This is a genomic window from Pseudomonas sp. Q11, assembly GCF_024494355.1.
In the GTDB taxonomy this organism is placed as follows: Bacteria; Pseudomonadota; Gammaproteobacteria; order Pseudomonadales; family Pseudomonadaceae; genus Aquipseudomonas; species Aquipseudomonas hefeiensis.
Window position 1 is genome coordinate 276,321 of sequence record NZ_JAKNQY010000002.1, and the last position, 21,627, is coordinate 297,947.

Genomic DNA, 21,627 nt, shown 5'->3' on the forward strand with positions numbered 1-21,627 from the left:
GACATGGACATGAGAATCCGGCGATGACGCAGATTTTCAGGCGCTCGGCCGATACTTGGCTGCGGGTGGGACTGTTGCTGCTGATCGTCGGCCTTTCGGGAGGCTTGCTTGTGGCGTTGACTCTGGACAGCACCGACTACCGCACCGGGCGTAACTGGGCGGTCGAGCAGCCGTTGCCCTTCAGCCATGCCCACCATGCGGGCGAACTCAAGATCGACTGTCGTTATTGCCACAGCGCGGTGCAGTCCTCAGCGATGGCCAGCCTGCCGCCCACCGAAACCTGCATGAGTTGTCATTCGCAAGTGTGGACAAACGCCGATGTGCTGGAGCCGTTGCGCAAGAGCCTGCGTGAACTTGAGCCCCTCCACTGGCAACGCGTCGCCAAGCTGCCGGACTACGTGTATTTCCATCACGGCGTACATGTGAGTGCCGGCGTCGGCTGCAGTGAATGCCACGGTCAGGTCGACCGCATGCAACTGATGTTCAAGGCGCAACCGCTGAATATGGGGCAATGCCTGGCCTGTCACCGTGACCCAGCTGCGCATCTGCGTCCTCCGGAGCAGGTCACCAATATGCAGTGGAAGACTGCCGAGGACCGTCGCCATTTGGGTGAGCGTCTGATGAAAGCGCGGCATATCGATACCAGGGGCCTTACCGACTGCGGGACGTGCCACCGATGAGTAAGTCGCTGGACTTCGCCGTTTTGCGTGAGCAACTGGCCGGACTTGAAGGGCAGGCCTATTGGCGCGGGCTTGAGGCGCTTGCCGAGTCCCCTGAGGCACAGGCACTGTTGGAGGCGGAATTTCCGGGTGTGGCGCCCTTGATGGATCGACGGCGTTTCCTGCAGTTGATGGCAGCGTCCATTGCCATGGCCGGGTTGGCCGCCTGTGGCAAAACCCCGGAACAGGCGGTGACGGCGGTCAGCCAGCCGGTCAACCTGACGCCAGGCGTGCCAGCCTGGTACGCCACCGCCATCCCGTTTTGCGGTGTTGTCCAGCCCGTAGTGGGCAAGACCGTCGCCGGGCGGCCGATCAAGCTCGAAGGCAATCCGGAACATCCCGTGTCGGGCGGCGCCTGCGATGCATTTACCCAGGCGGCGATCCTGCAACTCTATGATCCCGACCGTTCCCAGGCGCCGCGCTTCAAAGGCCGGGAAGCCAGTTGGCCGGATGTCCGCGCGGCGCTGTCGCGTGAGCAGCAGGTGTTGGACAGCGCTCGCGGCAAGGGCTTGCACATCGTCTGCGGGGCCAGTAGTTCACCGACCCTCAAGCGCCAGCTCGATCAGTTGCAACAACGCTGGCCCGAGGCGCGCCTGTACCATGGCGAAGCCTTTGCCGAGACCGCCGCCCTGCGCACCAGCGCACGGGTGTTCGGCCAGCCATTGACCGCGCGCGTTCATCTGGAACAGGCCGACGTGCTGGTGTGCCTGGAGTTTGACCCGCTGGGCAGCGGCCCCTATCAGACTGCGTTGCAGCGCGGCTGGGCTGAACGTCGCCGCCAGGCAGCGAAGGGGGAGGGCGCCGCGTTGGTATTCGTGGCCGAAAGTGTTCCGAGCCTCACCGGCGCTGCCGCTACGTCGCGCTTGCCGACGGCACCGTTGGAGTTGCCCAACCTGCTGCTGGCGCTGAGCCAGGCTCTGGGTCAAGACCTGCCGGGCACGCCATTCTTGAGCTCGGCGCAACGGCGGTGGGTGCAAGACGCCGCTGCTGCGCTCAAGGCCCATCCAGGACGCGGCCTGATCGGTATCAGCCGGCAAGCATCCGAGGCGTTGCAGGCGCAGGTCATGCTTCTTAACCAGCGTCTGGGGCACATAGGTCAAACGTTGGACTGGCAGGTGCCGAGCCTGTTGGGTCATGAGTCCGATCACTTTTGGGGGGCGCTTGAGCAATTGCGTCGTGAACAGGTGACCCACTTGCTGATCCTCGACTGCAACCCAGTTCAAAACGCCTACCTGCAAGACGTGCTGCCCCAAGTGCCGTTCCGTTTGCATGCCGGGCTTTACTACGACGAAAGCGCCGCGCAGTGCCATTGGCACCTGCCGCTCAATCACGCTCTGGACGGTTGGAGTGACGGATGTGCGGCGGATGGCAGTGCCTGCATCGTCCAGCCGCTGATCGAGCCCATGTATTCGACTCGCACCTTGCATCAGGTCCTCGAATTGCTGATGCACTCAACCGAGGCCGATGCATTGACGCTGGTGCGAGCAACCTGGGCGCATATTGCGCAACAACAATGGCGCCAGGCGTTGGCCAATGGTTGGATTGAACCGGCCCCACAGGCAGTGAAGGTGTGCGAGACGACGGCAATTGCCCCCACGCCGGCAGACGTTGGTGAGTTGCAGGCCGTGATCCGTCCCGACCCGACCGTGTGGGACGGGCGTTTCACCAACTCCGGCTGGCTGCAGGAGTTGCCCAAGCCCATCAGCACCCTGACCTGGAGCAACGTGGTCGGGCTGTCGCCATACCTGGCCGAACAGTTGGGCGTGAGTAACGGCGACGGTGTGCAGGTGACGTTGGCCGAGCAGATCGTGCGCGGCCCGGCCTGGGTTGAACCCGGGCAGGCCGATCAGGTGATTGCCTTGTACACCGGCTACGGCCGCAGCCACGCCGGGCGCGTCGGCAATGGCCTGGGTTACGCGGTGAAGCCTGTGGGGCAACTGTCTGTCACTGCCTCCCTGCGAAGCACCGGCGAGCACTTCCCATTGGCGGCCACCCAGTCACATCACCAGTTGCCCGACGCTACCGAACCGCCCATCCGCGTCGTCCCACGGGATGCACCTCAGCTTGCGGCGCAGGCCATCCCCGCGTCGCTCTACAGCCCGGTGGCCGACAGCGGCCCGCAGTGGGGCATGGTCATCGACCTGGACCTGTGTACCGGCTGCAATGCCTGTGTGGTTGCCTGCCAGGCCGAGAACAACATCGCCGTGGTCGGCGCCGAGCAGGTCGCCCACGGGCGCAGCATGCACTGGCTGCGCATCGATCATTATTACCAGGGGCCGCTGGCGGCGCCGCGCTCGCGCTTCCAGCCATTGCCCTGCATGCACTGCGAACAGGCACCCTGCGAAACCGGCTGCCCGGTCAACGCCACCGTACATAGCCGCGACGGCTTGAACCAGATGGTCTACAACCGCTGCATCGGCACACGCACTTGCGCCTCTTACTGCCCATACAAAGTGCGGCGCTTCAATTGGCTGGACTGGAGCGCCGACGCCGCGCCGTCGATCCAGGCCCAACGCAATCCCGAGGTGACGGTACGCTCCCGCGGCGTGATGGAGAAATGCACGTACTGCATCCAACGCATCAGCAACGCCCGCATTGACGACAAGCAACACGGTGCCGATTTCGATCCTTCTGCCGTGGTCACCGCTTGCCAGCAAACCTGCCCCAGCCAGGCCATCCAGTTTGGTGACATCCACAACCCCGCCAGCGCCGTCAGCCTCGCGCGCCGTGATCCCCGTCATTACCGCTTGCTCGAAGCCCTCGGCACACGGCCGCGCACCAGTTACCTGGCGCGCATCGAGGAGGAGGGCGCCGGCGATGAACGCTGAGCCGCGCGTGCCTGTCACCGGACACTTTCTGCCAAAGGATTTGAGCGACGAGCATGTTTCTCGCCAGGTATTCGGGCCGTTGCGGCAGTTTCCTCGCCGCGTTGCCTGGCGCTGGATGTTCGGTGTCGGCGTGGTGTTGCTGATGATCTACCTGGGCTCTGTCGCCGTACTGCTTGGCTATGGCGTGGGCATGTGGGGCAATAACCAGCCGGTGCATTGGGGCTTTGGCATCCTCAACTACATCTGGTGGCTGGGGATCGGCCATGCGGGGACATTCATCTCGGCCTTGCTATTGCTGATCGAGCGACCCTGGCGCCATACCCTCAACCGGCTGGCGGAGTTGATGACGCTGATGGCGGTGATCTGCGCCGCGCTATACCCGATCCTGCACCTGGGCCGGCCCTGGTTGTTCTACTGGACCATGCCCTACCCGAATGAAATGGGGCTTTGGCCCCAATTCAAGAGCCCGACGGCCTGGGATATGTTTGCGATCCTGTCGTACCTCACGGTGTCGGTGCTGTTTCTGGGGGTGGGCGCCATACCGGATTTCGCCACCGCCCGTGATCGCGCCAGAACGCCGATCCGCCAGGTGCTCTATGGCCTGCTGGCGCTTGGGTGGCGCGGGTCGCAACGGCATTGGGCGCTGTGGCGGCGCACCACGCGGGTGCTGGCAATCCTCGCGATACCGCTGGTGTTTGCGGTGTCGAGTGGCTATTCGTTTCTGCTGACCATGGGCACCCAAAGCGGTTGGCATTCCACCTTGTTTCCCGCGTATTTCGTGGCCGGTGCGGTGTTTTCCGGGTTCGCCCTGGTGGCGTTGCTGGCCATTGCCGTGCGCTGGATGCTGTGTATCCAAAGCCTTATCACCCCCCGCCACCTGGACATGCTCGGTCGCCTGTTGCTGGCGACCGGCTGGCTGACCACCTACGGTTATCTGGTCGATTTGTTTACGCCGTTCTACAGCGGTGACGCCCACGAAATCGAGGTATTGCTTGCGCGGATCAGTGGCCCGCATGCCTGGAGTTTCTGGCTGGCGATCATCTGCAATGTCGGAGTGCTCCAGGCGCTGTGGTGGCGGAGTGTACGCCAACGTCCACTGCAACTGGCGCTGGTGGCGCTGGCCGTGCTGGTGGGCATGTGGGCCGAGCGCTTCATGCTGCTGATCCCGCCGCAGACTCATGAGCTGCTGGTTTCGAGCTGGGGTGGCTACACGCCGACCCTGTGGGACTGGACGTTGTTTATCGGCAGCTTCGGGGTGTTTCTGGTGCCCTATAGCCTGTTTCTGCGCTATGTGCCGATGGTTTCCACGTTCGAGGTCAAGCAGGCGCTGCATCAGGAGCGCAGCGATGGCTGAGTGCCTGGGTTTGCTCGCACGGTTCCCGGCGCCCCAGTCTCTGGTGGATGCCACCTTGTGCGCGTGGGATCTGGGTTATCGGCGGCTGGATGCCTTCGCACCGTTTGCGCTGGAAGCCTTGGAGCCGGTGCTGGCGGTCAGCGCCAAACGCGTGTCGCGCATGGCATGCCTGGGAGCTGGGCTCGGCGTCGTCCTGGCGCTGGTGATGCAGGTCGGTTCGGTGTGGGCCTATCCCTTGAACATCGGCGGGAGACCCTTGGTGGCGTTGCCTTCATTCGTCGTGGTGACGTTTCTGTTTGCCGTGGTGTTTGCAGCGGCAGCGGCAGTGTTGACCTTGTTGCTGTGCAGTCGCCTGCCGCGTTTGCATCATCCGTTATTCGGTGTCGAGGGGTTTGAAGGCGCCAGCGATGACGGGTTTTTCTTGTTTATCGATGCGCGCGATCCGTTGTTTGATGCGCGCGCGACCCATGCCTGGCTGGCCGAGCGCGCGCAGAGCGTGCAGGAGGTAGGGCCGTGAATGTCTGGCCGTGGGCATTGAGCCTGATGCTGCTGTGCAGCGGCTGCGATGACATGTCACGCCAGGCCAAGGTGCTGGAGCAGCGCCCCGGCGCCTTGTTCGCCAATGGCCTCAGCAGTCGCCAGCCTCCCGCCGGCAGTGTGGCGCGCGGGCAACTGCAGCGTGAAGCGCTGGCCCGACAACGGCCGGCCATGAGTGCGGCCTTGCTGGAACGCGGCGAGGCGGGTTACCAAACGTTCTGCACGCCGTGCCATGGCCTAGGCGGGCTCGGTGATGGGCTGGTGGTGGGCCGTGGTTTTCCGGCGCCGCCGTCGTTTATCGAACCGCGCTTGCTAAACGCCTCCGATGACCAGTTGATGCAGGTGATTGCTGACGGACAAGGCTTGATGTACGGCTACGCGTCGCGCATTCAGCCCGATGAGCGCTGGGCGATTGTCGCTCACCTGCGCGTATTGCAGTTGAGCCAGCACGCCGACCTGCAAACACTGCCGCCGACATTGCGCCAGGCCTTCGAGGAGCCGGGCCAATGAGCCGGTTGTTGCTGCTGGCCGCCGCCATGGGTCTTGTCTTGTTTGGCTTTTGGCAGCCTGGCTGGGTCGGTGCGGGCGCCCTGGCGGCAGCGGTCAATGGCAGCAACATCGCCTTGGGCTGCTTGCTGCTTGCCTTGCTGACGCCTCTGGTCAGTGGCCGCTGGCAGCCTTTGCTGAGCCCCGGTAGCCGCTTGGGCGCAAGCGCCGTGTTGCTGATCATCCCGATGTTTTTGCCGGTGCTGGTCACGATGCCCTGGGTGTATCCGTGGTTCCATCATGAGGCGCCCGGTTTTCGTGGCCTGTGGTTGTCGCCGTGGTTTTTCGTGCTGCGCACGCTGATGTACGGTGGGCTTGCCTGGCTGTTGCATGGCTGGGTCGGCAAGCGCAGTGCGGCGGGGCTGATCCTGTACGCACCGGTGGCGAGCCTGGCCGCCGTGGACTGGCTGATGTCCTTGCAGGCGGGGTTTGTCTCCAGCGTGTTTGGCCTGTTGTTGATCGCCCGGCAACTGCTCGATGGCTTGGCCTTTGCCGGGCTGTGTGTCTTGTGCTGGAACGTGGTGCTGCCAGCGCGACAATGTGTGCTGTTGCGCGGTCTACTGGTCAGTGCCTTGGCGTTCTGGATCTACGTGCAGTTCATGCAGTACCTGATTATCTGGTCGGTGGACTTGCCGCACGAAACAGTCTGGTACCAAGTGCGGGAGACCGGTGGATGGGGCGCACTGACGGCCCTGTTGGTCGCCGGGCAGCTTGTATGCCTGGTCGTGCTCGCGTCGCCAGGCGGCGATCGGATGTGGGTGTTGATGTCGGGCTGCGCGGCGATCCTGCTGTTGGGGGCTGTCGAGTCGATATGGCTCAGCCTGCCTTCGATTTTCCCCGAGGCAACCTTTGGCGCGCTCCTCACCGCCGTGCTGTGCCAGGGAGTGTATGCCGCAGGCTTGTTTGCCACCTGGCGGCGGCAGTGGCAAAGGAGGCGCCATGACCGCTGAATATCAACCCAACGATTTTGACGGCAAAAAAGCCATTCGCGTGATGGTGCTGCTGGCGGTGGCGGTAACTCTGAGCCTGGGCGGCGTGGGCTGGCTGTTGAGCGTCTATCGCCAACAGGTGCAACAACCGCCGATGAGCCCATTGGAACGCCACCGGCTGCTGCCCCCGGAGCCGCGCCTGCAAGCCGATCCCAGGCAAGCCGGTGAGCAGCAACTGGCCCGCCAGCGCCTGCATCTGGAAAGCTATGGGTGGGTCGACCGTAAGCATCAGATCGTGCACCTGCCACTGGCACAGGCGCGGCAATTGCTGCTGGAGCGGGGGTGGCCGGATGAGCATTGAGCGCTTGATGCTGGTCGTCGCGCTGTTGTGGTCTTGGCTGCCGCAAACGGGCGCCGCACAGCCATTCGACCCCTTTGCCGCCGCCGGAATTGACACGGCCCAAGTGGGCCGACCCTTGGCATTGAACAGTCGCTTTATCGACCAACGGGGCCGTCCCGTACGCCTGGGCGATCTACTCCAGGGCCAGCCCACGTTGGTGGTGCCGTTGTACTACCGCTGCCCCAACGTCTGTGGTGCTGCGCTCTCGACCCTGTTCAGTCAACTGGCCAACCAGCCTTATCGCCTGGGGCGTGACTTCCAAGTGATCGCCTTCAGTTTCGACCCCCGCGAAGACGTGGGCGCGGCCCAGGAAGAGTTGGCCAAGCTCACGCAGCACTGGCCAGCGCTGGCTGAGGAAGCTGGCGTGTACCTGCTGACTGGCGATGCGGTTGCCAGCCAGGCGCTGGCGGACTCGATCGGCTTCGGCTATCGCTTCGACCCGCAACAACAGCAATACGCCCACAGCTCGGCAGTCGCGGTGGTGACGGGCGACGGGCGCCTGTCGCGCTGGCTCTACGGCTTGGGCTACCAGGCCAGTGACCTGCGCCTGGCGCTGACCGAGGCCGGGCAGGGCAAGTTGGGGGAAATCAAGGAACAACTGTTGTTGCTGTGCTACCACTATGACCCGCAGAGTGGCACCTACAGCAGCCGGATCATTATTTTGCTGCAAGTGGCAGGCGTGGCGACGGTGCTGGTGCTTGGCCTGTTTATCGCCCGGGCCGTACGCCGTGAACACAAGGAGGCGCGATGAACGAACACTTCCTGCGCCTGTGGCCGGCACAAGCCTCGGACTACGCGGTGTCGGTCGATTGGCTGGTGATCGGCTTCACCGCCATGATGGCGCTGTTTGTGGTGCCGGTGTTCGTCGCGCTGTGGGTGTTTATCTGGCGCTATCGGCGGGGCCGTCCGGCCGACCGCGACCATCGCCCGCAAAGCAACCTGCCCATCGAGTTGGCCTGGATCATCCTGCCGTTCATCGGCTCGCTGGTGGTCTTCCTGTTTTCGGCGCGGCTGTTTTTCATCGCCCGCACGCCGCCGGATGATGCGCTGGAAGTGCAGGTCACTGCGCGCCAATGGATGTGGAAATTCCAGCACCAGGGCGGCCAGCGGGAGATCAATACCTTGCATGTACCGGCCCGGCGCCCGGTGAAGCTGACGATGATTTCCGAGGATGTGATCCACAGCCTGTTTTTCCCCAGCCTGAGGATCAAGCAAGACGTATTGCCGGGGCGCTACAGCATGTTGTGGTTCCAGGCCGAGGACAGCGGCACCTATGAGGTGTATTGCGCCGAATACTGCGGCACCGACCACGCGGCCATGCTGGCGCGGCTGGTGGTGCTCAACCCCGCTGACTACGAGCACTGGCTGGCAGAAAACGGCAGCAGCGCCGACCTCGCCCGCCAGGGCGAGATCCTGTATCGCCAATACGGTTGCGCCAGTTGTCACGACTCAGGCAATGCGCCGCCGCTGGCCGGTGTGTTCAACCGTTCGGTACAGCTGGCCGACGGCAGCCAAGTAAAGGCCGATGAAGCCTACCTGCGCGACAGCATCCTCTTGCCGCAAAAGCAGTTGGTAGCCGGCTACCTGCCGATCATGCCGACCTACAGCAATCTGTTGGATGAAGAGGCCGTGCAGCGCCTGGTTGCCTACCTGCGCGAACTTCCGGGGGAAAACAAATGAGCGAACCCAGCTATTTGCAAGCACAGGGCCTGCGGTCATGGTTCGTGACCAGCGATCACAAACGCATTGCGGTGCTGTATATGCTCACCGTGACCTTCTTTTTCTTCGCCGGCGGGCTGGCGGCGAGCCTGATCCGCATCGAACTGGTCACGCCGGAAGGGGATTTGCTCACCGCCGATGGCTACAACCGCGCGTTTACCTTGCACGGGGTGATCATGGTGTGGTTTTTCCTGATTCCGTCGATTCCGAGCGTGTTCGGCAACTTTCTGGTACCGATTATGATCGGCGCCAAAGACATGGCTTTTCCGCGCCTGAACCTGTTCAGCTGGTACCTATTGCTGGGCGGTGGCCTGTTCACTTTGTTTGCGCTGCTGCTCGGTGGAGTCGACACCGGCTGGACCTTCTACACACCTTTGTCGACGATGTTCAGCAATGGCCATGTGGTGGCAGTGATCTGCGGGGTATTCATTGCCGGGTTCTCGTCGATCTTCACCGGCGTCAATATCATCGCCACCGTGCATACCCTGCGCGCGCCGGGCATGACGTGGATGCGCTTGCCGCTGTTTATCTGGTCGATGTACGCCACCTCGGTCATCCTGGTGCTGGCCACGCCGGTGCTGGCGATTACCCTGATACTGGTGGCCGCCGAGCATCTGTTCAATATCGGCGTGTTCGACCCGAAACTGGGGGGCGACCCGCTGTTGTTCCAGCATCTGTTCTGGTTCTACAGCCACCCGGCGGTGTACATCATGATTCTGCCGGCCATGGGAGTGGTCAGCGAGTTGATCACGGCGGCAGGGCACAAACGGATTTTCGGCTACCGCTTTGTCGCTTGGTCCAGTGTAGCCATTGCGGTGATCGGCTTTCTGGTGTGGGGCCACCATATGTTCGTCGCCGGGCAGTCGATGTATGCGAGCCTGGTGTTCTCGTTGTTGAGCTTCCTGGTGGCGATTCCGTCCGCGATCAAAGCCTACAACTGGAGCGCGACGCTGTACAAAAGCGACCTGACGCTGCACGCGCCCTTTCTGTTTGCGTTGACGTTTATTGGGCTGTTCATCGTAGGCGGCGTCACCGGGCTGTTCCTCGCGCTGCTGGCCGCCGACCTGCATGCCCATGACACCTATTTTGTGGTCGCGCACTTCCACTACATCATGGTCGGCGCCGCCGTGGCCGGATATTTCGGTGCGTTGCATTTCTGGTGGCCGAAGATCACCGGCCGGCTCTACTCGCAACTGTGGGGCAAGATCACCGCGATCCTGATTTTCTGCGGCTTCAACCTGACATTTTTCCCGCAGTTCCTGCTCGGTTACCTGGGGATGCCACGCCGTTATCACAGTTATGATCCGGACTTTCAGTTCCTCAACGTGATGTCTTCGGCGGGCGCTTCGATCCTTGCACTGGCCTACGTGCTACCGTTTTTCTACCTGCTCGGCTCCCTGCGCTGGGGCGAGCGGGCGCCGAGCAATCCCTGGGAGGCTGCCGGGATGGAGTGGCGCGTGGCTTCTCCGCCGCCGCTGCATAACTTCGAAGCGCCGGTGACGGTGGATTTTGAAGCTTACGATTACTCCCCTGGTGCCCGCCGTGATCCGCTCTGACGAGACGCCAGCCGAGCCCTTTGTTGCCTGGGCCCAGCAACGCGAGGCTGCACGTCTGGGCATGTGGCTGTTCCTGGCCAGCGAAGCGATGATGTTCGGCAGCCTGATCATGGTGGCCTGGTTCTTTCGGCTGCGACATCCCGATGGCGTGGCGGAGGCAGTGGCGGGCCTGCATTACCTGTTGGCAACGGGCAATACCGTCCTGCTGTTGACCAGCAGCCTGTTGATGACGCTGGCCGCCAGCGAGCCGCACCGGGTGCGCCAGTACCTGCTCGGTGCGGCCGTGTTGGGCGTGTTGTTCCTGGGGTGCAAGGGCGTTGAATATGGCTTGGAGATCCACGAAGGCGTGCTTCCCGGCTTTGCCAACCAGGCGCCCTGGCAGGCGGCGTCGGCACAGTTGTTCATGAACCTCTACTTCATCGCCACGGCACTGCACGGGGTGCATGTGCTCATCGCCATCGGCTTGGCCCTGTGGCTGTATCGCGTGTTAAAACTCAATCGGTTGGCGCCGCACCAGGCGGCGACGCGCCTGGAAATGATCAGCCTGTATTGGCACCTGGTGGACGGGATCTGGATCCTGTTGTTTCCAACTCTCTACCTGGTTGGGCGTTGAGATGAGCAAGGCGGGTGCGTTGAAGGTCTATGGGGGGCTGCTGCTGTTACTGACCGTGCAGCTGCTCTGCGCCCTGAACCGACCAGGTCTCGACGGCGTGATCATGTTTGCCGCCGCCGGCCAGTTCCTGCTGCTGTTGCTGTTCTACCTGGGGCTTTACCGGCATCGCGGCTGGGTACGCCTGTTTGGCTGGGCGTACCTGTTGTGGTTGCTGGTGATGGTGGTGTTCATCCTGGGTGAATCGGCGACGCGCTGAGCCGCACTGGCACCGATTTGGCGGCAGGTACTTTGCTGCGTTCGGCGTGGCGCCAGAGCGGCACCAGGGGGTTGCATTCGGGGTAATACGCGGCCGCGCAGCCTTCGGGAATGTCGTATGCGATGATTTCGAATGGTCCGATCTGGCGCTTGACCTCCGATTCGATGGCGAGGGTCAACGTCACCTGCTCGCCGGCCGCGAAGCCCAGGCGCACGATGTCGTTGCAGTGCATGAGAATCACCTCGCGCCAGCCGGGCTCTTGCCGAAAGCAGACAGGATCGATACGCCTCCGGGTTGCGACGACCCATAGCTGAGGGTCGCTCCAAGTAAAACTCCGGACAGCTGCTCTCTTGGATGCCTCGTGGACTCCACTCGTCGCAATGCTTGAACACACACGCTTAACGACGTCTCTATTATTCGAACTTTGTGGAGATTGTCGTCGTGTATGAAGATAGGAACGTGCATGCAATCACAACTTGGCGCCGCCTTCTTGAGCATCCAGCGAGCGGAATGAGCGCTCCTGAGCAGTACGATGAATTGCTGCGCCTTGCTGAGGAGTACTTCGAAGAGGGGTTTATAACTCGGGAAGATCGCAAAGGGATGATAGAGAAAGCCACAGCGAACTACAGGCAAGCGGTAGAGGACCTTGGACAACGTACATAACGTCATACGCTTACCCAAGATCCTGATCTTTTCACGGGCAAAAATTTTGCAAATCGACGCTTACGGAACTAGGCCTGGTCACATACCTTCAGGTCAAGTTCGACGACTGGCGAGACATAACCATCTCCTCCAAAATCTCGCGCACTAGCCGGTTAGTCCCGGATTCACCGTGGTATTGGGTTCGGTCGATGTTAGCAATCATGAATTGTTGCTCGTCCGGACCGGTCACTTCGACAGATAAGCTACTATCAGCGTTTATCGAGCAAACGATAGAGCACTGAGGTAGGCGGCTCGAAAGTACTGCTTCGAGTTCACTTTTACTCATCGTATCCATGGCCCATTGCTCCTTCTCCTCGCTGAACGGTGATAAGCCTAGAACAATCTTGTGCGGTGCCAATGGTGGCAGATTAATGTTAGGGGTATCAGGCCGCGCGGATACAAGAAGGCCGCTGCTCGCTCAGGGAGAATCTCCTCCGGCCGGGGACAAGGTTCGTATCTGACATTGGGTCGTAGGGGGCCTTCGTACCGAATAGATACGGGGGCTTGGTACCAAGAAAGATCCAAAGCATTTCACGAGTGGTTAGATGGTCGCTGAACGCATAGTTCCCAGGCTTCGGTTGAGTTTGACCATTTGTCCGGCGTGACAGTTTTCGATGAAACCTTGGGCCGCACTCACTTTTCAACTCTGTTAGAGCCCTTGACTCAATGCGCAGAGGTGAACCATGAAAGCAGTCGTATTTCACGGCGTTGGCGATATCCGCTTGGACGAAGTGCCGGACCCGATCTTGCAGGCACCGACCGATGCAATCGTGCGGGTTACCGCGTCGGCAATTTGTGGAACAGACCTGCACTTCATCCGTGGCAGCGCGCCTGACATGCTGCCTGGGACGATTTTAGGCCATGAGGCCGTCGGCATTGTCGAAGCGCTTGGCGAGGACGTGCGCAATTTGCAGATTGGTGACCGCGTGCTGATACCATCGACCATCGCCTGCGGCAATTGCTCATACTGCCGTGCCGGTTATTTCGCTCAGTGCGACGTTGCCAATCCCAACGGTAAAACCGCTGGCACTTCTTTTTTTGGCGGGCCGAAATCCACCGGCCCGTTCGATGGGTTTGCAGGCTGAGAAAGCGCGCATCCCTTTTGCTCACATCGGCCTGATCAAACTGCCGCAGGAAATCACCGACGACCAGGCCATCGCCATGTCGGATATTTTCCCGACCGCGTGGTTCGGCGCCGAAATGGCGCAGATCAAAGATGGCGACACGGTGGCGGTATTCGGTTGCGGCCCGGTCGGGCTGTTCGCAATTTACAGCGCTCGATTGATGGGTGCCGGCAGAGTCTTTGCCATCGACAGCCTCGAAGACCGGCTCGCCCGGGCGCGAGAGCTGGGCGCCGAATGTATAAACTTCGAGAAGGAAGACCCGGTCGAAACGATCGCCCGGTTGACGTCAGACATCGGCACCGACTGCGCAATCGATGCCGTCGGTATCGATGCCGACCATGCGCATCACGGTGGGCACGAGCGCGGGCAATGGCAACCCGGTGATGAGCCTTCGCAAGCTTTGCGATGGGCGGTCGAGTGCGTCGCCAAGGCCGGCACGATTTCCATTATCGGCGTTTATCCGGCCGGCTTTGACAGCTTCCCGATTGGCGCCGCGATGAACAAGAACATTCGTCTCAACATGGGCAACTGTCACCATCGCAAATACATACCCAAGCTGATCGAAATGACGCTCGCCGGGCGAGTCGATCCGTCGCGAGTCCTGACTCAGCAAGAACCGCTGATCGATGCCATTTCGGCGTTCAAGGCGTTCGACAAACATCAGGCTGGCTGGATCAAGGTTAAGCTTGAACCGGGCACCAGCGGCTCGGCCACTGCGCGCTCGGGAAATTGAACAATGGCCAGAACGATCACCGCGCGAAACCTGCGAATCGAGCTTGGCCTCGGCGACGAGGCGGCGTTGTTCAATTGCTGCAAATGCCTATCGGGTAATCGTCGATAAAAATGAGCGAGGCTCTGCTGGTGACGTGAAAGATCCATTCATGAATGAATGATCGAGCTCACTGACTGCGCATCGATTCGCGGCGGTTCGATGGCCTGTATCAGCCCGCACTCAAGTGCTTGTTGGGGGTTGAGAATGCGCGACGCGGCGGTCAGATATTTTTCCGTTTCCAGTATTTCCCTGGCATCCACCGTGCGTTCGGCGACGATACGCGCGTATAGAACGAGATCGTAATCCAGGCTCATGGCGTATTCCGACATGCGCGAATGATCGACCGAACCTTGTACGTGCCAGTGAAACGGATGGAAAAGGAACTTGCTATGAGTGCAGGCCGAGCGATGCTCGCCGGCTAGGAACACGATATTGCCCATCGATTCGACAGTCCCTAGATTATGGGTGCACACGGGAATTGGCAGGGACAGTAGAAAGTTGTACATGGTAAAACCGTAACTGCATTCACCGCCCATGGTCGCGATATTGACGATCAATCTGCTGGCGCCTTGTTGCACTGCAGTCGACGCTTTTTCGATCAGTTGAGCGCAGGTTGCCGACGTGATCGGGGCAGTGAAATTGATGACGTGGATAGGCATGGGTCACCTCGTAAGTTGGATGGGGCCTCGCTTAGGATGGAATGGAGTTGCGGTTTGGTAAGGCTAGCTAAATGTAAGAGGTGCGCGAATTCGTCATCCGCCACGCTCGCAGACCGGGCGAGTATGCGACACTCCTGAACTGCGCTCCGTCTGAGCGACGCCTTGTCGGTGTTCGTAGCAGCGGCTGGCAGCGCCGTCGGCCTCGTGGCGGTCTCGCTCGGGGGCACGAATGCTGTGCTCGACGGGGCTGTCGCTGAGTGCAGTGCCCGGGAGGGACGTCGACTCGGTTTCGTGGGTCGGTTCTTCAGCTTTTTCCGGGTGCATTGCGCAGGATTGGTGTTCGACAATGTTTTTCATGTTCGACCTCTATCGCCTGGAAAAGGGCAGCGATGCCGTCCCCTCGAGATCTCGTCCTAAGATTTGCGTCCACCGCTATGGCCTGACTGCCCGCCTTTGCGACCGGCTTCCGAGGCTTTCTCGCGGTCATTGGCGAAGTGGCCGCCATTGCTGCGGTCCGTTTTACCGCTAGACGTACCCTTATCAGTGCCATGATTTTTATTACCGGCAGTCATGAGAATTCTCCAACATTTAATGAAGGTTCACTGGCGCCCATAAACGCAGCAGACACTTATTCGGATAATCGATACGCTTACATCGTTTTGATTGTTTTACAGTCGCCCGATAGGCGGTCAGATCGGGCGCCTCAGGAGGCGGGAGCCGTCATGTGCTCCCGCTGAAAGTTTGAGTTTCGCCTGTAGCGACTCGGCTTTTACCGCCTGTCTTTCAAGGTCCCCAAGCTTCAATGGGACAGGACGGTCACGGCTGCTGGTAGTGTCCCGGAATGTTGTCTTCCTCCTCGGGTTTGGTGCGTTTTTGCACTTGGATATCGCTGAGCTCGGCATCTTTGAATTCAGGAAATGTTGTCTTGACAAGGGTCGCCGCAAGCGCCGGTTCCAGCGTCTCCCGGTCATGCAGGAGCGTACGGCTCTGCGGCTGATTGTTGACGATGAAGCTGACGATGTAGCGGTGTTCAGTGGACATGGGGGAACTCCTTTTGTGAAACGGCTGCTGCCATTGGGCAAACGGCTGGTGACCTGTGGCAGACGGCTTAATGCATCATTGCCCATGAGTCCGAGCGCCACCGGATTTTCAGCTGAAACCGCGACAGGCGTGGTGATCATCAAACAGCTTGATGTCGACCAGCATGGGTGCCTCCAAGGTTGTAGGAAAGATCAGTTATGCGGTTCAGCGATGGGCTTCCCGTCAGCGTCGTCACAGGCCGAAGGGGAAGGTGTCTTCCTCGTGGCTGGTCGACGGCACCGTGCTCAGCGCCGTGATGGCATTGGTATTGGCGAACCAAAGCCACGCGTCAAATTGTTCGCCCAGGGTAGCGTCGAAGTAATGGCTTTGACGCTCGGTCTGCGGTCGGTAGATGACGCCGATGGCGCGCTCCAGCAAGCGCTGGAACAGCGCCTCACGCAGCACGGCGCGCTTGGCATCACGCCAGTCATAAAAGGCGCACGGCGTACCTGCTTCGATAAAGGCGCGCTCCCAACTGCGTGGCAGCGCCGGGTTGACGTCTTTGATGCGCATTGGTTGATCCCAGTCGTCGGCCGCCGCGACCGTGCCATGGTCGGTCCCCATGCCGATCAGTACCGCGTCTGCGCCGAACGCCTCGCGGCACAACTGGCCCAGCGTCAATTGACCGCTGTCACCCATCTCGGTCGCGCGGGCATCGCCGACGTGCGAGTTATGCGCCCAGACGATCACTTTCGCGTCGCGCTCCTGTCGCGAGCGCAGCGCTTGCAGCGTTTCGAACATGTGCTGGTCGCGCAGGTTCCAGGATTCGCGATTGCCGCGATACATCGCTCGATAATACTGCTCGGCGGCATGCACCACCCGTGCATTCTGGGTAGCGTTGAACAATGCCTCACCGTCATTTTCTATGAGGCCCAGGCGTCGGTTGAGCATGGCCTGCAGTTGCTCAAGCACAGCACTTTCACAGGTGGTCATGCCGCCGACTTCGGTGAAATGTCCGTACAGCGCCGGCTCGTCGTGCCAGGGCATCAGGCAGGCATACCGTTCACGCGCTTCTCGGGCCATCGCCGGATCGGTGTCTTGTAGATAGCCGAGCACCTCGCGGATCGAACTACGCAGGCTGTACACGTCGAGGCCGCGAAACTCCACACGCTGATTGGCTGCCCGGGTTTGGTTGAAGTCCAACAGCCAGCGCGCGAACGCCTGTACGTCGGTGTTGCGCCACATCCAAGTCGGAAACCGGGAGAACGCAGCATCATGCCAATGACCTTTGTCGCGCCCGCGGACGCAACGGTCGATCTGGTCGGCGTCCGGCCAGTCCGCCTCGACCGCAATAACGGTAAAACCGTGATGGGCGATCAGTTGCCGCGTGATCGCCGCACGCGCCTGATAGAACTCGTGAGTTCCATGGCTGGCCTCGCCGATCAACACGACCTGCGCATCGCCGTAGCGGTCAAACAGAGTGGCAAACCCGGTGCTGTCGAGGTCAGAAAATGCCTCGGCATGTTCCTTCAAAATCTCGATCAACCTGTCCATTGTTGTTTCTCCTGGCGAACTCCGGGTTGCCGATCAGTGGCTTCCCCGCGAGCGATTGACGGCTAGCAAGCAACCACCCACCAGCAACGCAGCGCCGGCCACTAGCAATGCGGAGGATTTCGGCGCAGGTTTGCGCCAGCCACCTTCAACCAGGCGCTCGCCATCGGGTGGCGCGAACAGATTGCCGCTGGATGTTGGCGCGGTGGGGCTGCGCTTGAGTGCCAAACGCGTCAACCAGCCAGACAATTGCGGGAAACCGGGTATGAGAAAATGCGCCACACGTGCGACAGTAGCGGCACTCCCCACGCTCGTGGTCGGTTTGGGATTGATGGCGCACGCGACCATGGCCTTGGCAACACGGCGCGGATCATACGTGGGGGCCGGTGGCTTAAGCGCGTGCCCGGTGAAATTGGCTCCGTCGCGAAACCCGGGGGTGTCGATGACGGCCGGGTAAATATCGCAGACATGAATATTCGGCGACCCTGCGAGTTCGCCGCGCAGTGCTTCGGTCAAACCGCGTAAACCATATTTGCTCGCCGAATAAGCGGCGGCATAGGGTTGTGCCACCCAACTGCCGAGGGACAGGGTATTAATCAAAATACCACTGCGTTGCGCCTTAAAGTATGGCCATACGACATAGGCGCCGCGCAGGTAACCGAGCAAATCCGTTTGCAGCACTTGCTCATGGATCTCGAGCGGTGTGTCTTCAAAACTGCCTACTGCGCCGACGCCGGCATTATTGATCCAGACGTCGATGCGTCCGTTACCGAAGCTGGCGGCCTGCTCGGCCAGCGCCTGCATCTGCTCACTGTCGGTGACATCGGTGCGCACCGCCATGGCAGCCGCACCGCGATCAGTGCATTCGTCGACGACCTCGGCCAGCGCAACGTCATCGCGCGCAGCCAGCACTAGCCGGGCACCCTCACTGGCGAACGCTTGTGCTGTCGCCCGACCGATACCGCTGGAGGCACCGGTAATCACAACGAGTTTGCCGGCTATCGATGACCGCGTCTGACGCTGCGCGAATGAAGAAGCGGATGAGGAGGACGTTGAGTTCGCCTCGCTGGCCATTGACTTGGGCGTGGCGTTATCAGGCGGGAAGGGCACCTCGGTCAGTTCGAGGCGCAAGCCGTCGGCGAGGATCAATTTCAGGTTTTCAATTTTGCCGACACGTCGATTGGGATAAGTCGGTTCGCCAGTCGGGTCGAGCTGGTCGTAAATGAAATCTTGCTCCTCGAGCCAGCCCACAGCAGTCTGCAATTCGGGGCCCAGGTAATATTTACCATCCAGAAAAAAGCCAAGGAACTGCGGGGCTCGCTCGACACTTTCAATGACGTAGCGCTCACCCGGTTTCATGCCGGTTGCTGGGGCGATCATGGTGAAGTCCTCCGCAATTGGTTCTGGGTAGAAAACAGCGCGCATACTGGGGTTCCATTTGAAGAAGAACGTCAGCATGCCCCTATCGAAGCGGCGATCAGGGCGATATCGGATCGCTGGCGGGGAACGTCTCTTCGACTGCTTCGTCCAGTTTCGAATCACTGACGCTGCGGTCTCCCAGCGTCATGCTGCGTTCGCAGTCACAATCGGAGGACGGGCAGGGTGTTCCGTTCGGGTGAAGGTCTGCGCAGGCGTGGCTACAATACTGTTTGCCGTCGCGCTCGACCGCCTTGTCGGCGGCGAAACTGCAGGTGCAATCCGGGCATGCGCAAGGGAAGTTCGGTTTGGCGTTCGTCATGGGTGTCTCCGGGAAAGACGTCGTCCGTTCGGAAGCGTCGTTTCGAAGGGGTGTTGAGATCGCGTTAAACAAACGTGAGGTTAAAAAAAGTTTGTCGCCGCGGGTGCGCAAACGGCAGGGGAGCAAGGCTCCCCTGCCTCTGGCGCGTCAGCTGTTGCTATCGCGCCCACCACCGTGGCTGCTTTCGCCACCCTTGCGACCAGCCTCAGAGGCCTTTTCCCGATCATTGGCGAAGTTACCGCCGCTGTTCTGGCCACCTTTGCTACCGGCGTCAGCGGCTCTTTGCGGATCGTTTTTGAAGTTACCGCCGCTGTTCTGACCGCCCTTGCTTCCGGCCTCTGCTGCACGTTCGGGATCATTTTTAAAGTTGCCACTACTGTTTTGGCCACCTTTGCTGCCAATGTCCTGATAGAACTCTTTATCATGGGAAGCCGAAGTGGCTTCACCACCTTTTTTACCCGCCTCGTTTACAGACATGCCACCTTGTTTGTCTTGTGCCATTTCAACTTACCTCGTGTTCACACAGGCGATCACGCAGGCAAACATATTTGTGTATTGAATATGCTTAAACCTCGCAATAGCCTTGGATTCATCTAGTATCGATTTACTTCTTCCATCGGTTGCTCACTTGTCAGCCAAGTAACACTCGCCGTTTGCAACTGCGAGACGCTTTCATGGATCGTCGGTGTCGGCCTTCAATGATCGCGTCCCGCCTGTTGCCTCTGGCGAATACATAGGGCCACGGGGCTGCCTTTGTGATCATTAGGATTTACGACCGCCACCGTGGCTGTTCTGGCCTCCTTTGCGTCCTGCTTCCGAGGCTTTTTCACGGTCGTTGGCGAAGTTCCCCCCTGATGCCTGCCCACCTTTTCTTCCGGCCTCGGCTGCTTTCTCACGATCGTTGGAAAAATTACCTGGGTTTTTACTACCTGCAGTCATGATAGCTCTCCAATATTCATTATTAAGGTTTCGTTAGTTGCCCATTTTCACAACGGACACTTACTCCGATATCGCGCTGCTGGAAAATGCTTGGAGAATTTTTTGCGTATCCGATGAACGGCGTCGAACCCAAAAAAAGTTATACAGATGGGCGCAGTGAGCGCCGCTTCGTATAAGTTTTTGATGTCGAGTTTGATTGCCATAACCGCGCGAATCGCTTCGCTTAGTTGTCCTTTCGTCGCCCTAGGAAGTGCGGGTAAAACTTTAGCTGTTAATGTTGATTCAGGAGTGTCTGCAGCTTATTAGGCATCTCTATTAAGATAAACATCACAATAGTGGAGAGCAGAACTATGACGGAGAAACATCGAAGCGACCATTCCTTTGCCGACGATCCACAGAAAATCAAGGACGCGGGTAAGAAGGGCAGTAACGCGGTCGACGTCAAACTCGATCGAGCGGAAAAGGCGCGGGTAGGAGGCCAGCACAGTCATGGCGGAACCCGCACCGGCAAGGAGGGCTGAAGCGGGTTTGCAACCTCGGCCGGTCTGCCGGTCGAGGTTGGCTGCAGCGACATATCCGCCACCAGAGACGAAGCCCGAACAGGCGCGCTGGTTTTGGTTCAGCGCTTGGTTATAAGCTGGCCGGTCGGCGCGGATACCGCTGTAATTATTGTCGGGCGCGTTCAAGCATCTATGGCATGTGCAGCTTGTGAGCCGTTTCGCCAGCGCTGCTCGGTGCGCGTCAGTCATTGTTATTTGGCGTATGCACCGCAGCCGGCCCCCCGCCAGCCTCGGCAGGGTGGCTGTTCGCGCCGATGCGCATAAGCAAAGCGACGTGTTCGTCCTAACGAGCCGGTCAACGAACAACGACGGCATGCCTATTGATGGTTCGTCGCACGCCGCCTGGCTATAATCCATGGATCCGCTGTTTGCGCCACCCCACATAGAGGATGGATCATAAGTGGACTCGCGAAGCAGGCAGACGGAATTAGGTCTATGCAACTTCGGGAGGCTTGGTCGGGCGCTGCAAGCTACTGATGCGCTGTGCGTGCTCGAATAGATTTGGCTCACTCTGAAGCGCCTCTTCAAGGGCCTCTAGATGCCTCTCCAAGATTTTTATTGAGCCGCTTATGTTCGCAGGATCGAAAGGGATTTTTCCGCTGGCGACAAGAACCATCGCCAGTTCCCAGGCTCGCTGTGAATTAGTCATCACGCCACCTCCTTATCAACGGTTGTGCTATTCGATACCCCGGTTGCGGAACGCGAGGAGGGTGGGGGAAAGTGTTCATTGAGGGCGCTGAGATGCTCAATTGCGTCACGAAACAGCGACTCGGCCTTGTGACGTATGTGCAGGTACTCTTCGAACATTTCGCAGTCGAAGTCGGGATGCTCCAAGAGATCGAACGCGCGTCGGCTGTATGCGTTCGCCTCATCAAAAAGCCTTTCATTCTGCTCAAGCGCCAAGCGACGGCAGGCCATCATTTTTTCAGGTGCGTTATTGAATTGCATCACGGCCATCCTTATCGAGTAGCTCCTTTGGATAAACAAGGGCTGCAGGGGAGCTGAACCTGATACCAGCAACGGGACCGAGCCCAATAAAGGTGGGACCCTTACTCTCGGCATGGGTATCAAACTTGTTATCTTTGAAATATCGATAATTTTCGAA

General features: G+C 60.0%; 23 protein-coding genes and 4 pseudogenes. 13 read left to right on the forward strand and 14 right to left on the reverse strand.

Annotation, left to right across the window (positions count from 1 at the left end; genetic code table 11):
- The first annotated feature begins 23 nt into the window (after positions 1 to 23).
- From MA884_RS03385 to MA884_RS03440, 12 genes are read left to right on the forward strand one after another with little or no spacing between them, the layout of a single operon-like run.
- Positions 24 to 680, forward strand: a complete 657-nt coding sequence (locus MA884_RS03385) for a cytochrome c3 family protein (RefSeq protein ID WP_256229031.1) — start codon at positions 24 to 26, stop codon at positions 678 to 680.
- Positions 677 to 3,547 carry a TAT-variant-translocated molybdopterin oxidoreductase gene (locus MA884_RS03390; RefSeq protein ID WP_256229032.1) on the forward strand — a complete coding sequence of 957 codons (2,871 nt, stop codon included), beginning with the start codon at positions 677 to 679 and terminating at the stop codon, positions 3,545 to 3,547. Before MA884_RS03385 ends, MA884_RS03390 begins: the two co-directional genes overlap by 4 nt.
- Positions 3,537 to 4,901: an NrfD/PsrC family molybdoenzyme membrane anchor subunit gene (nrfD, locus tag MA884_RS03395; RefSeq protein WP_256229033.1), complete on the forward strand. Its 1,365-nt coding sequence runs from the start codon at positions 3,537 to 3,539 to the stop codon at positions 4,899 to 4,901. The genes MA884_RS03390 and nrfD overlap by 11 nt, the downstream gene beginning before the upstream one ends.
- A complete protein-coding gene (locus MA884_RS03400) occupies positions 4,894 to 5,418 on the forward strand; it encodes a DUF3341 domain-containing protein (RefSeq protein WP_256229034.1) in 525 nt (174 codons plus the stop codon). The genes nrfD and MA884_RS03400 overlap by 8 nt, the downstream gene beginning before the upstream one ends.
- Positions 5,415 to 5,948 (forward strand): cytochrome c, encoded by a 534-nt coding sequence (locus tag MA884_RS03405; protein ID WP_256229035.1) that lies wholly within the window; start codon positions 5,415 to 5,417, stop codon positions 5,946 to 5,948. The genes MA884_RS03400 and MA884_RS03405 overlap by 4 nt, the downstream gene beginning before the upstream one ends.
- Positions 5,945 to 6,934, forward strand: coding sequence for a hypothetical protein (locus MA884_RS03410; protein WP_256229036.1), 990 nt, complete (start codon positions 5,945 to 5,947; stop codon positions 6,932 to 6,934). Before MA884_RS03405 ends, MA884_RS03410 begins: the two co-directional genes overlap by 4 nt.
- Positions 6,924 to 7,274 carry a hypothetical protein gene (locus tag MA884_RS03415; protein WP_256229037.1) on the forward strand — a complete coding sequence of 117 codons (351 nt, stop codon included), beginning with the start codon at positions 6,924 to 6,926 and terminating at the stop codon, positions 7,272 to 7,274. Before MA884_RS03410 ends, MA884_RS03415 begins: the two co-directional genes overlap by 11 nt.
- A complete protein-coding gene (locus MA884_RS03420) occupies positions 7,264 to 8,064 on the forward strand; it encodes an SCO family protein (protein WP_256229038.1) in 801 nt (266 codons plus the stop codon). The genes MA884_RS03415 and MA884_RS03420 overlap by 11 nt, the downstream gene beginning before the upstream one ends.
- A complete protein-coding gene (coxB, locus tag MA884_RS03425; protein ID WP_256229039.1) occupies positions 8,061 to 8,993 on the forward strand; it encodes a cytochrome c oxidase subunit II in 933 nt (310 codons plus the stop codon). The genes MA884_RS03420 and coxB overlap by 4 nt, the downstream gene beginning before the upstream one ends.
- Positions 8,990 to 10,588, forward strand: coding sequence for a cbb3-type cytochrome c oxidase subunit I (locus MA884_RS03430; RefSeq protein ID WP_256229040.1), 1,599 nt, complete (start codon positions 8,990 to 8,992; stop codon positions 10,586 to 10,588). The genes coxB and MA884_RS03430 overlap by 4 nt, the downstream gene beginning before the upstream one ends.
- Positions 10,575 to 11,201: a cytochrome c oxidase subunit 3 gene (locus MA884_RS03435; protein ID WP_256229041.1), complete on the forward strand. Its 627-nt coding sequence runs from the start codon at positions 10,575 to 10,577 to the stop codon at positions 11,199 to 11,201. Before MA884_RS03430 ends, MA884_RS03435 begins: the two co-directional genes overlap by 14 nt.
- A 1-nt stretch (position 11,202) precedes the next feature.
- Positions 11,203 to 11,457, forward strand: coding sequence for a hypothetical protein (locus tag MA884_RS03440; RefSeq protein WP_256229042.1), 255 nt, complete (start codon positions 11,203 to 11,205; stop codon positions 11,455 to 11,457).
- On the opposite strand, the pseudogene MA884_RS03445 reads toward MA884_RS03440, so the two are convergent.
- Together MA884_RS03445 and MA884_RS03450 are read right to left on the reverse strand one after the other, a co-directional pair.
- Positions 11,429 to 11,725: pseudogene (locus MA884_RS03445) on the reverse strand (formate dehydrogenase); the annotation flags it as partial. The gene MA884_RS03440 and the pseudogene MA884_RS03445 overlap by 29 nt on opposite strands.
- A gap of 483 nt (positions 11,726 to 12,208) precedes the next feature.
- Positions 12,209 to 12,454, reverse strand: a complete 246-nt coding sequence (locus MA884_RS03450) for a hypothetical protein (protein WP_256229044.1) — start codon at positions 12,452 to 12,454, stop codon at positions 12,209 to 12,211.
- 388 nt (positions 12,455 to 12,842) lie between these two features.
- Between MA884_RS03450 and MA884_RS03455 the strand changes: the two are divergent.
- A pseudogene (locus MA884_RS03455) lies at positions 12,843 to 14,016 on the forward strand (zinc-dependent alcohol dehydrogenase).
- Positions 14,017 to 14,162: 146 nt separating this feature from the next.
- Here MA884_RS03455 and MA884_RS03460 read toward each other — a convergent pair.
- The 12 genes and pseudogenes from MA884_RS03460 to MA884_RS03515 form a co-directional block, all read right to left on the reverse strand.
- Positions 14,163 to 14,714: an ATP-dependent Clp protease proteolytic subunit gene (locus MA884_RS03460; protein ID WP_256229045.1), complete on the reverse strand. Its 552-nt coding sequence runs from the start codon at positions 14,712 to 14,714 to the stop codon at positions 14,163 to 14,165.
- Between the two features lie 93 nt (positions 14,715 to 14,807).
- The gene (locus MA884_RS03465) at positions 14,808 to 15,071 is read right to left on the reverse strand and encodes a hypothetical protein (protein WP_256229046.1); all 264 of its coding nucleotides are present in this window, start codon (positions 15,069 to 15,071) and stop codon (positions 14,808 to 14,810) included.
- Between the two features lie 56 nt (positions 15,072 to 15,127).
- Positions 15,128 to 15,217 (reverse strand): annotated as a pseudogene (locus MA884_RS27960) (general stress protein); the annotation flags it as partial.
- 313 nt (positions 15,218 to 15,530) lie between these two features.
- Entirely contained in the window at positions 15,531 to 15,755 is a 225-nt protein-coding gene (locus MA884_RS03475) for a hypothetical protein (protein WP_256229048.1), read from the reverse strand.
- 231 nt (positions 15,756 to 15,986) lie between these two features.
- Positions 15,987 to 17,288 carry an erythromycin esterase family protein gene (locus tag MA884_RS03480; RefSeq protein WP_256229049.1) on the reverse strand — a complete coding sequence of 434 codons (1,302 nt, stop codon included), beginning with the start codon at positions 17,286 to 17,288 and terminating at the stop codon, positions 15,987 to 15,989.
- A gap of 33 nt (positions 17,289 to 17,321) precedes the next feature.
- Positions 17,322 to 18,665, reverse strand: coding sequence for an SDR family oxidoreductase (locus MA884_RS03485; protein WP_256229189.1), 1,344 nt, complete (start codon positions 18,663 to 18,665; stop codon positions 17,322 to 17,324).
- A 97-nt stretch (positions 18,666 to 18,762) separates the two neighbouring features.
- A complete protein-coding gene (locus MA884_RS03490) occupies positions 18,763 to 19,023 on the reverse strand; it encodes a metallothionein (RefSeq protein WP_256229050.1) in 261 nt (86 codons plus the stop codon).
- 147 nt (positions 19,024 to 19,170) lie between these two features.
- Positions 19,171 to 19,524, reverse strand: coding sequence for a general stress protein (locus MA884_RS03495; protein ID WP_256229051.1), 354 nt, complete (start codon positions 19,522 to 19,524; stop codon positions 19,171 to 19,173).
- A gap of 261 nt (positions 19,525 to 19,785) precedes the next feature.
- Positions 19,786 to 19,953, reverse strand: a pseudogene (locus MA884_RS03500) (general stress protein); the annotation flags it as partial.
- A gap of 311 nt (positions 19,954 to 20,264) precedes the next feature.
- Positions 20,265 to 20,648 carry a hypothetical protein gene (locus tag MA884_RS03505; protein WP_256229052.1) on the reverse strand — a complete coding sequence of 128 codons (384 nt, stop codon included), beginning with the start codon at positions 20,646 to 20,648 and terminating at the stop codon, positions 20,265 to 20,267.
- Positions 20,649 to 20,955: 307 nt separating this feature from the next.
- Positions 20,956 to 21,171 carry a hypothetical protein gene (locus tag MA884_RS03510; protein WP_256229053.1) on the reverse strand — a complete coding sequence of 72 codons (216 nt, stop codon included), beginning with the start codon at positions 21,169 to 21,171 and terminating at the stop codon, positions 20,956 to 20,958.
- Positions 21,171 to 21,470: a hypothetical protein gene (locus tag MA884_RS03515; RefSeq protein WP_256229054.1), complete on the reverse strand. Its 300-nt coding sequence runs from the start codon at positions 21,468 to 21,470 to the stop codon at positions 21,171 to 21,173. Before MA884_RS03515 ends, MA884_RS03510 begins: the two co-directional genes overlap by 1 nt.
- Between the last annotated feature and the right edge of the window lie 157 nt (positions 21,471 to 21,627).

Excerpts from the sequence above, each read along its gene's own strand:
- MA884_RS03475 (WP_256229048.1), bottom strand. The coding sequence starts at position 15,755 with ATGTCCACTGAACACCGCTACATCGTCAGCTTCATCGTCAACAATCAG.
- MA884_RS03495 (WP_256229051.1), bottom strand. The coding sequence starts at position 19,524 with ATGGCACAAGACAAACAAGGTGGCATGTCTGTAAACGAGGCGGGTAAA.
- MA884_RS03385 (WP_256229031.1), top strand. The coding sequence starts at position 24 with ATGACGCAGATTTTCAGGCGCTCGGCCGATACTTGGCTGCGGGTGGGA.
- MA884_RS03480 (WP_256229049.1), bottom strand. The coding sequence starts at position 17,288 with ATGGACAGGTTGATCGAGATTTTGAAGGAACATGCCGAGGCATTTTCT.
- MA884_RS03420 (WP_256229038.1), top strand. The coding sequence starts at position 7,264 with ATGAGCATTGAGCGCTTGATGCTGGTCGTCGCGCTGTTGTGGTCTTGG.
- MA884_RS03515 (WP_256229054.1), bottom strand. The coding sequence starts at position 21,470 with ATGCAATTCAATAACGCACCTGAAAAAATGATGGCCTGCCGTCGCTTG.
- MA884_RS03490 (WP_256229050.1), bottom strand. The coding sequence starts at position 19,023 with ATGACGAACGCCAAACCGAACTTCCCTTGCGCATGCCCGGATTGCACC.
- MA884_RS03410 (WP_256229036.1), top strand. The coding sequence starts at position 5,945 with ATGAGCCGGTTGTTGCTGCTGGCCGCCGCCATGGGTCTTGTCTTGTTT.
- nrfD (WP_256229033.1), top strand. The coding sequence starts at position 3,537 with ATGAACGCTGAGCCGCGCGTGCCTGTCACCGGACACTTTCTGCCAAAG.
- MA884_RS03460 (WP_256229045.1), bottom strand. The coding sequence starts at position 14,714 with ATGCCTATCCACGTCATCAATTTCACTGCCCCGATCACGTCGGCAACC.
- coxB (WP_256229039.1), top strand. The coding sequence starts at position 8,061 with ATGAACGAACACTTCCTGCGCCTGTGGCCGGCACAAGCCTCGGACTAC.
- MA884_RS03400 (WP_256229034.1), top strand. The coding sequence starts at position 4,894 with ATGGCTGAGTGCCTGGGTTTGCTCGCACGGTTCCCGGCGCCCCAGTCT.
- MA884_RS03485 (WP_256229189.1), bottom strand. The coding sequence starts at position 18,665 with ATGATCGCCCCAGCAACCGGCATGAAACCGGGTGAGCGCTACGTCATT.
- MA884_RS03510 (WP_256229053.1), bottom strand. The coding sequence starts at position 21,171 with ATGACTAATTCACAGCGAGCCTGGGAACTGGCGATGGTTCTTGTCGCC.
- MA884_RS03465 (WP_256229046.1), bottom strand. The coding sequence starts at position 15,071 with ATGAAAAACATTGTCGAACACCAATCCTGCGCAATGCACCCGGAAAAA.
- MA884_RS03430 (WP_256229040.1), top strand. The coding sequence starts at position 8,990 with ATGAGCGAACCCAGCTATTTGCAAGCACAGGGCCTGCGGTCATGGTTC.
- MA884_RS03415 (WP_256229037.1), top strand. The coding sequence starts at position 6,924 with ATGACCGCTGAATATCAACCCAACGATTTTGACGGCAAAAAAGCCATT.
- MA884_RS03440 (WP_256229042.1), top strand. The coding sequence starts at position 11,203 with ATGAGCAAGGCGGGTGCGTTGAAGGTCTATGGGGGGCTGCTGCTGTTA.
- MA884_RS03390 (WP_256229032.1), top strand. The coding sequence starts at position 677 with ATGAGTAAGTCGCTGGACTTCGCCGTTTTGCGTGAGCAACTGGCCGGA.
- MA884_RS03450 (WP_256229044.1), bottom strand. The coding sequence starts at position 12,454 with ATGGATACGATGAGTAAAAGTGAACTCGAAGCAGTACTTTCGAGCCGC.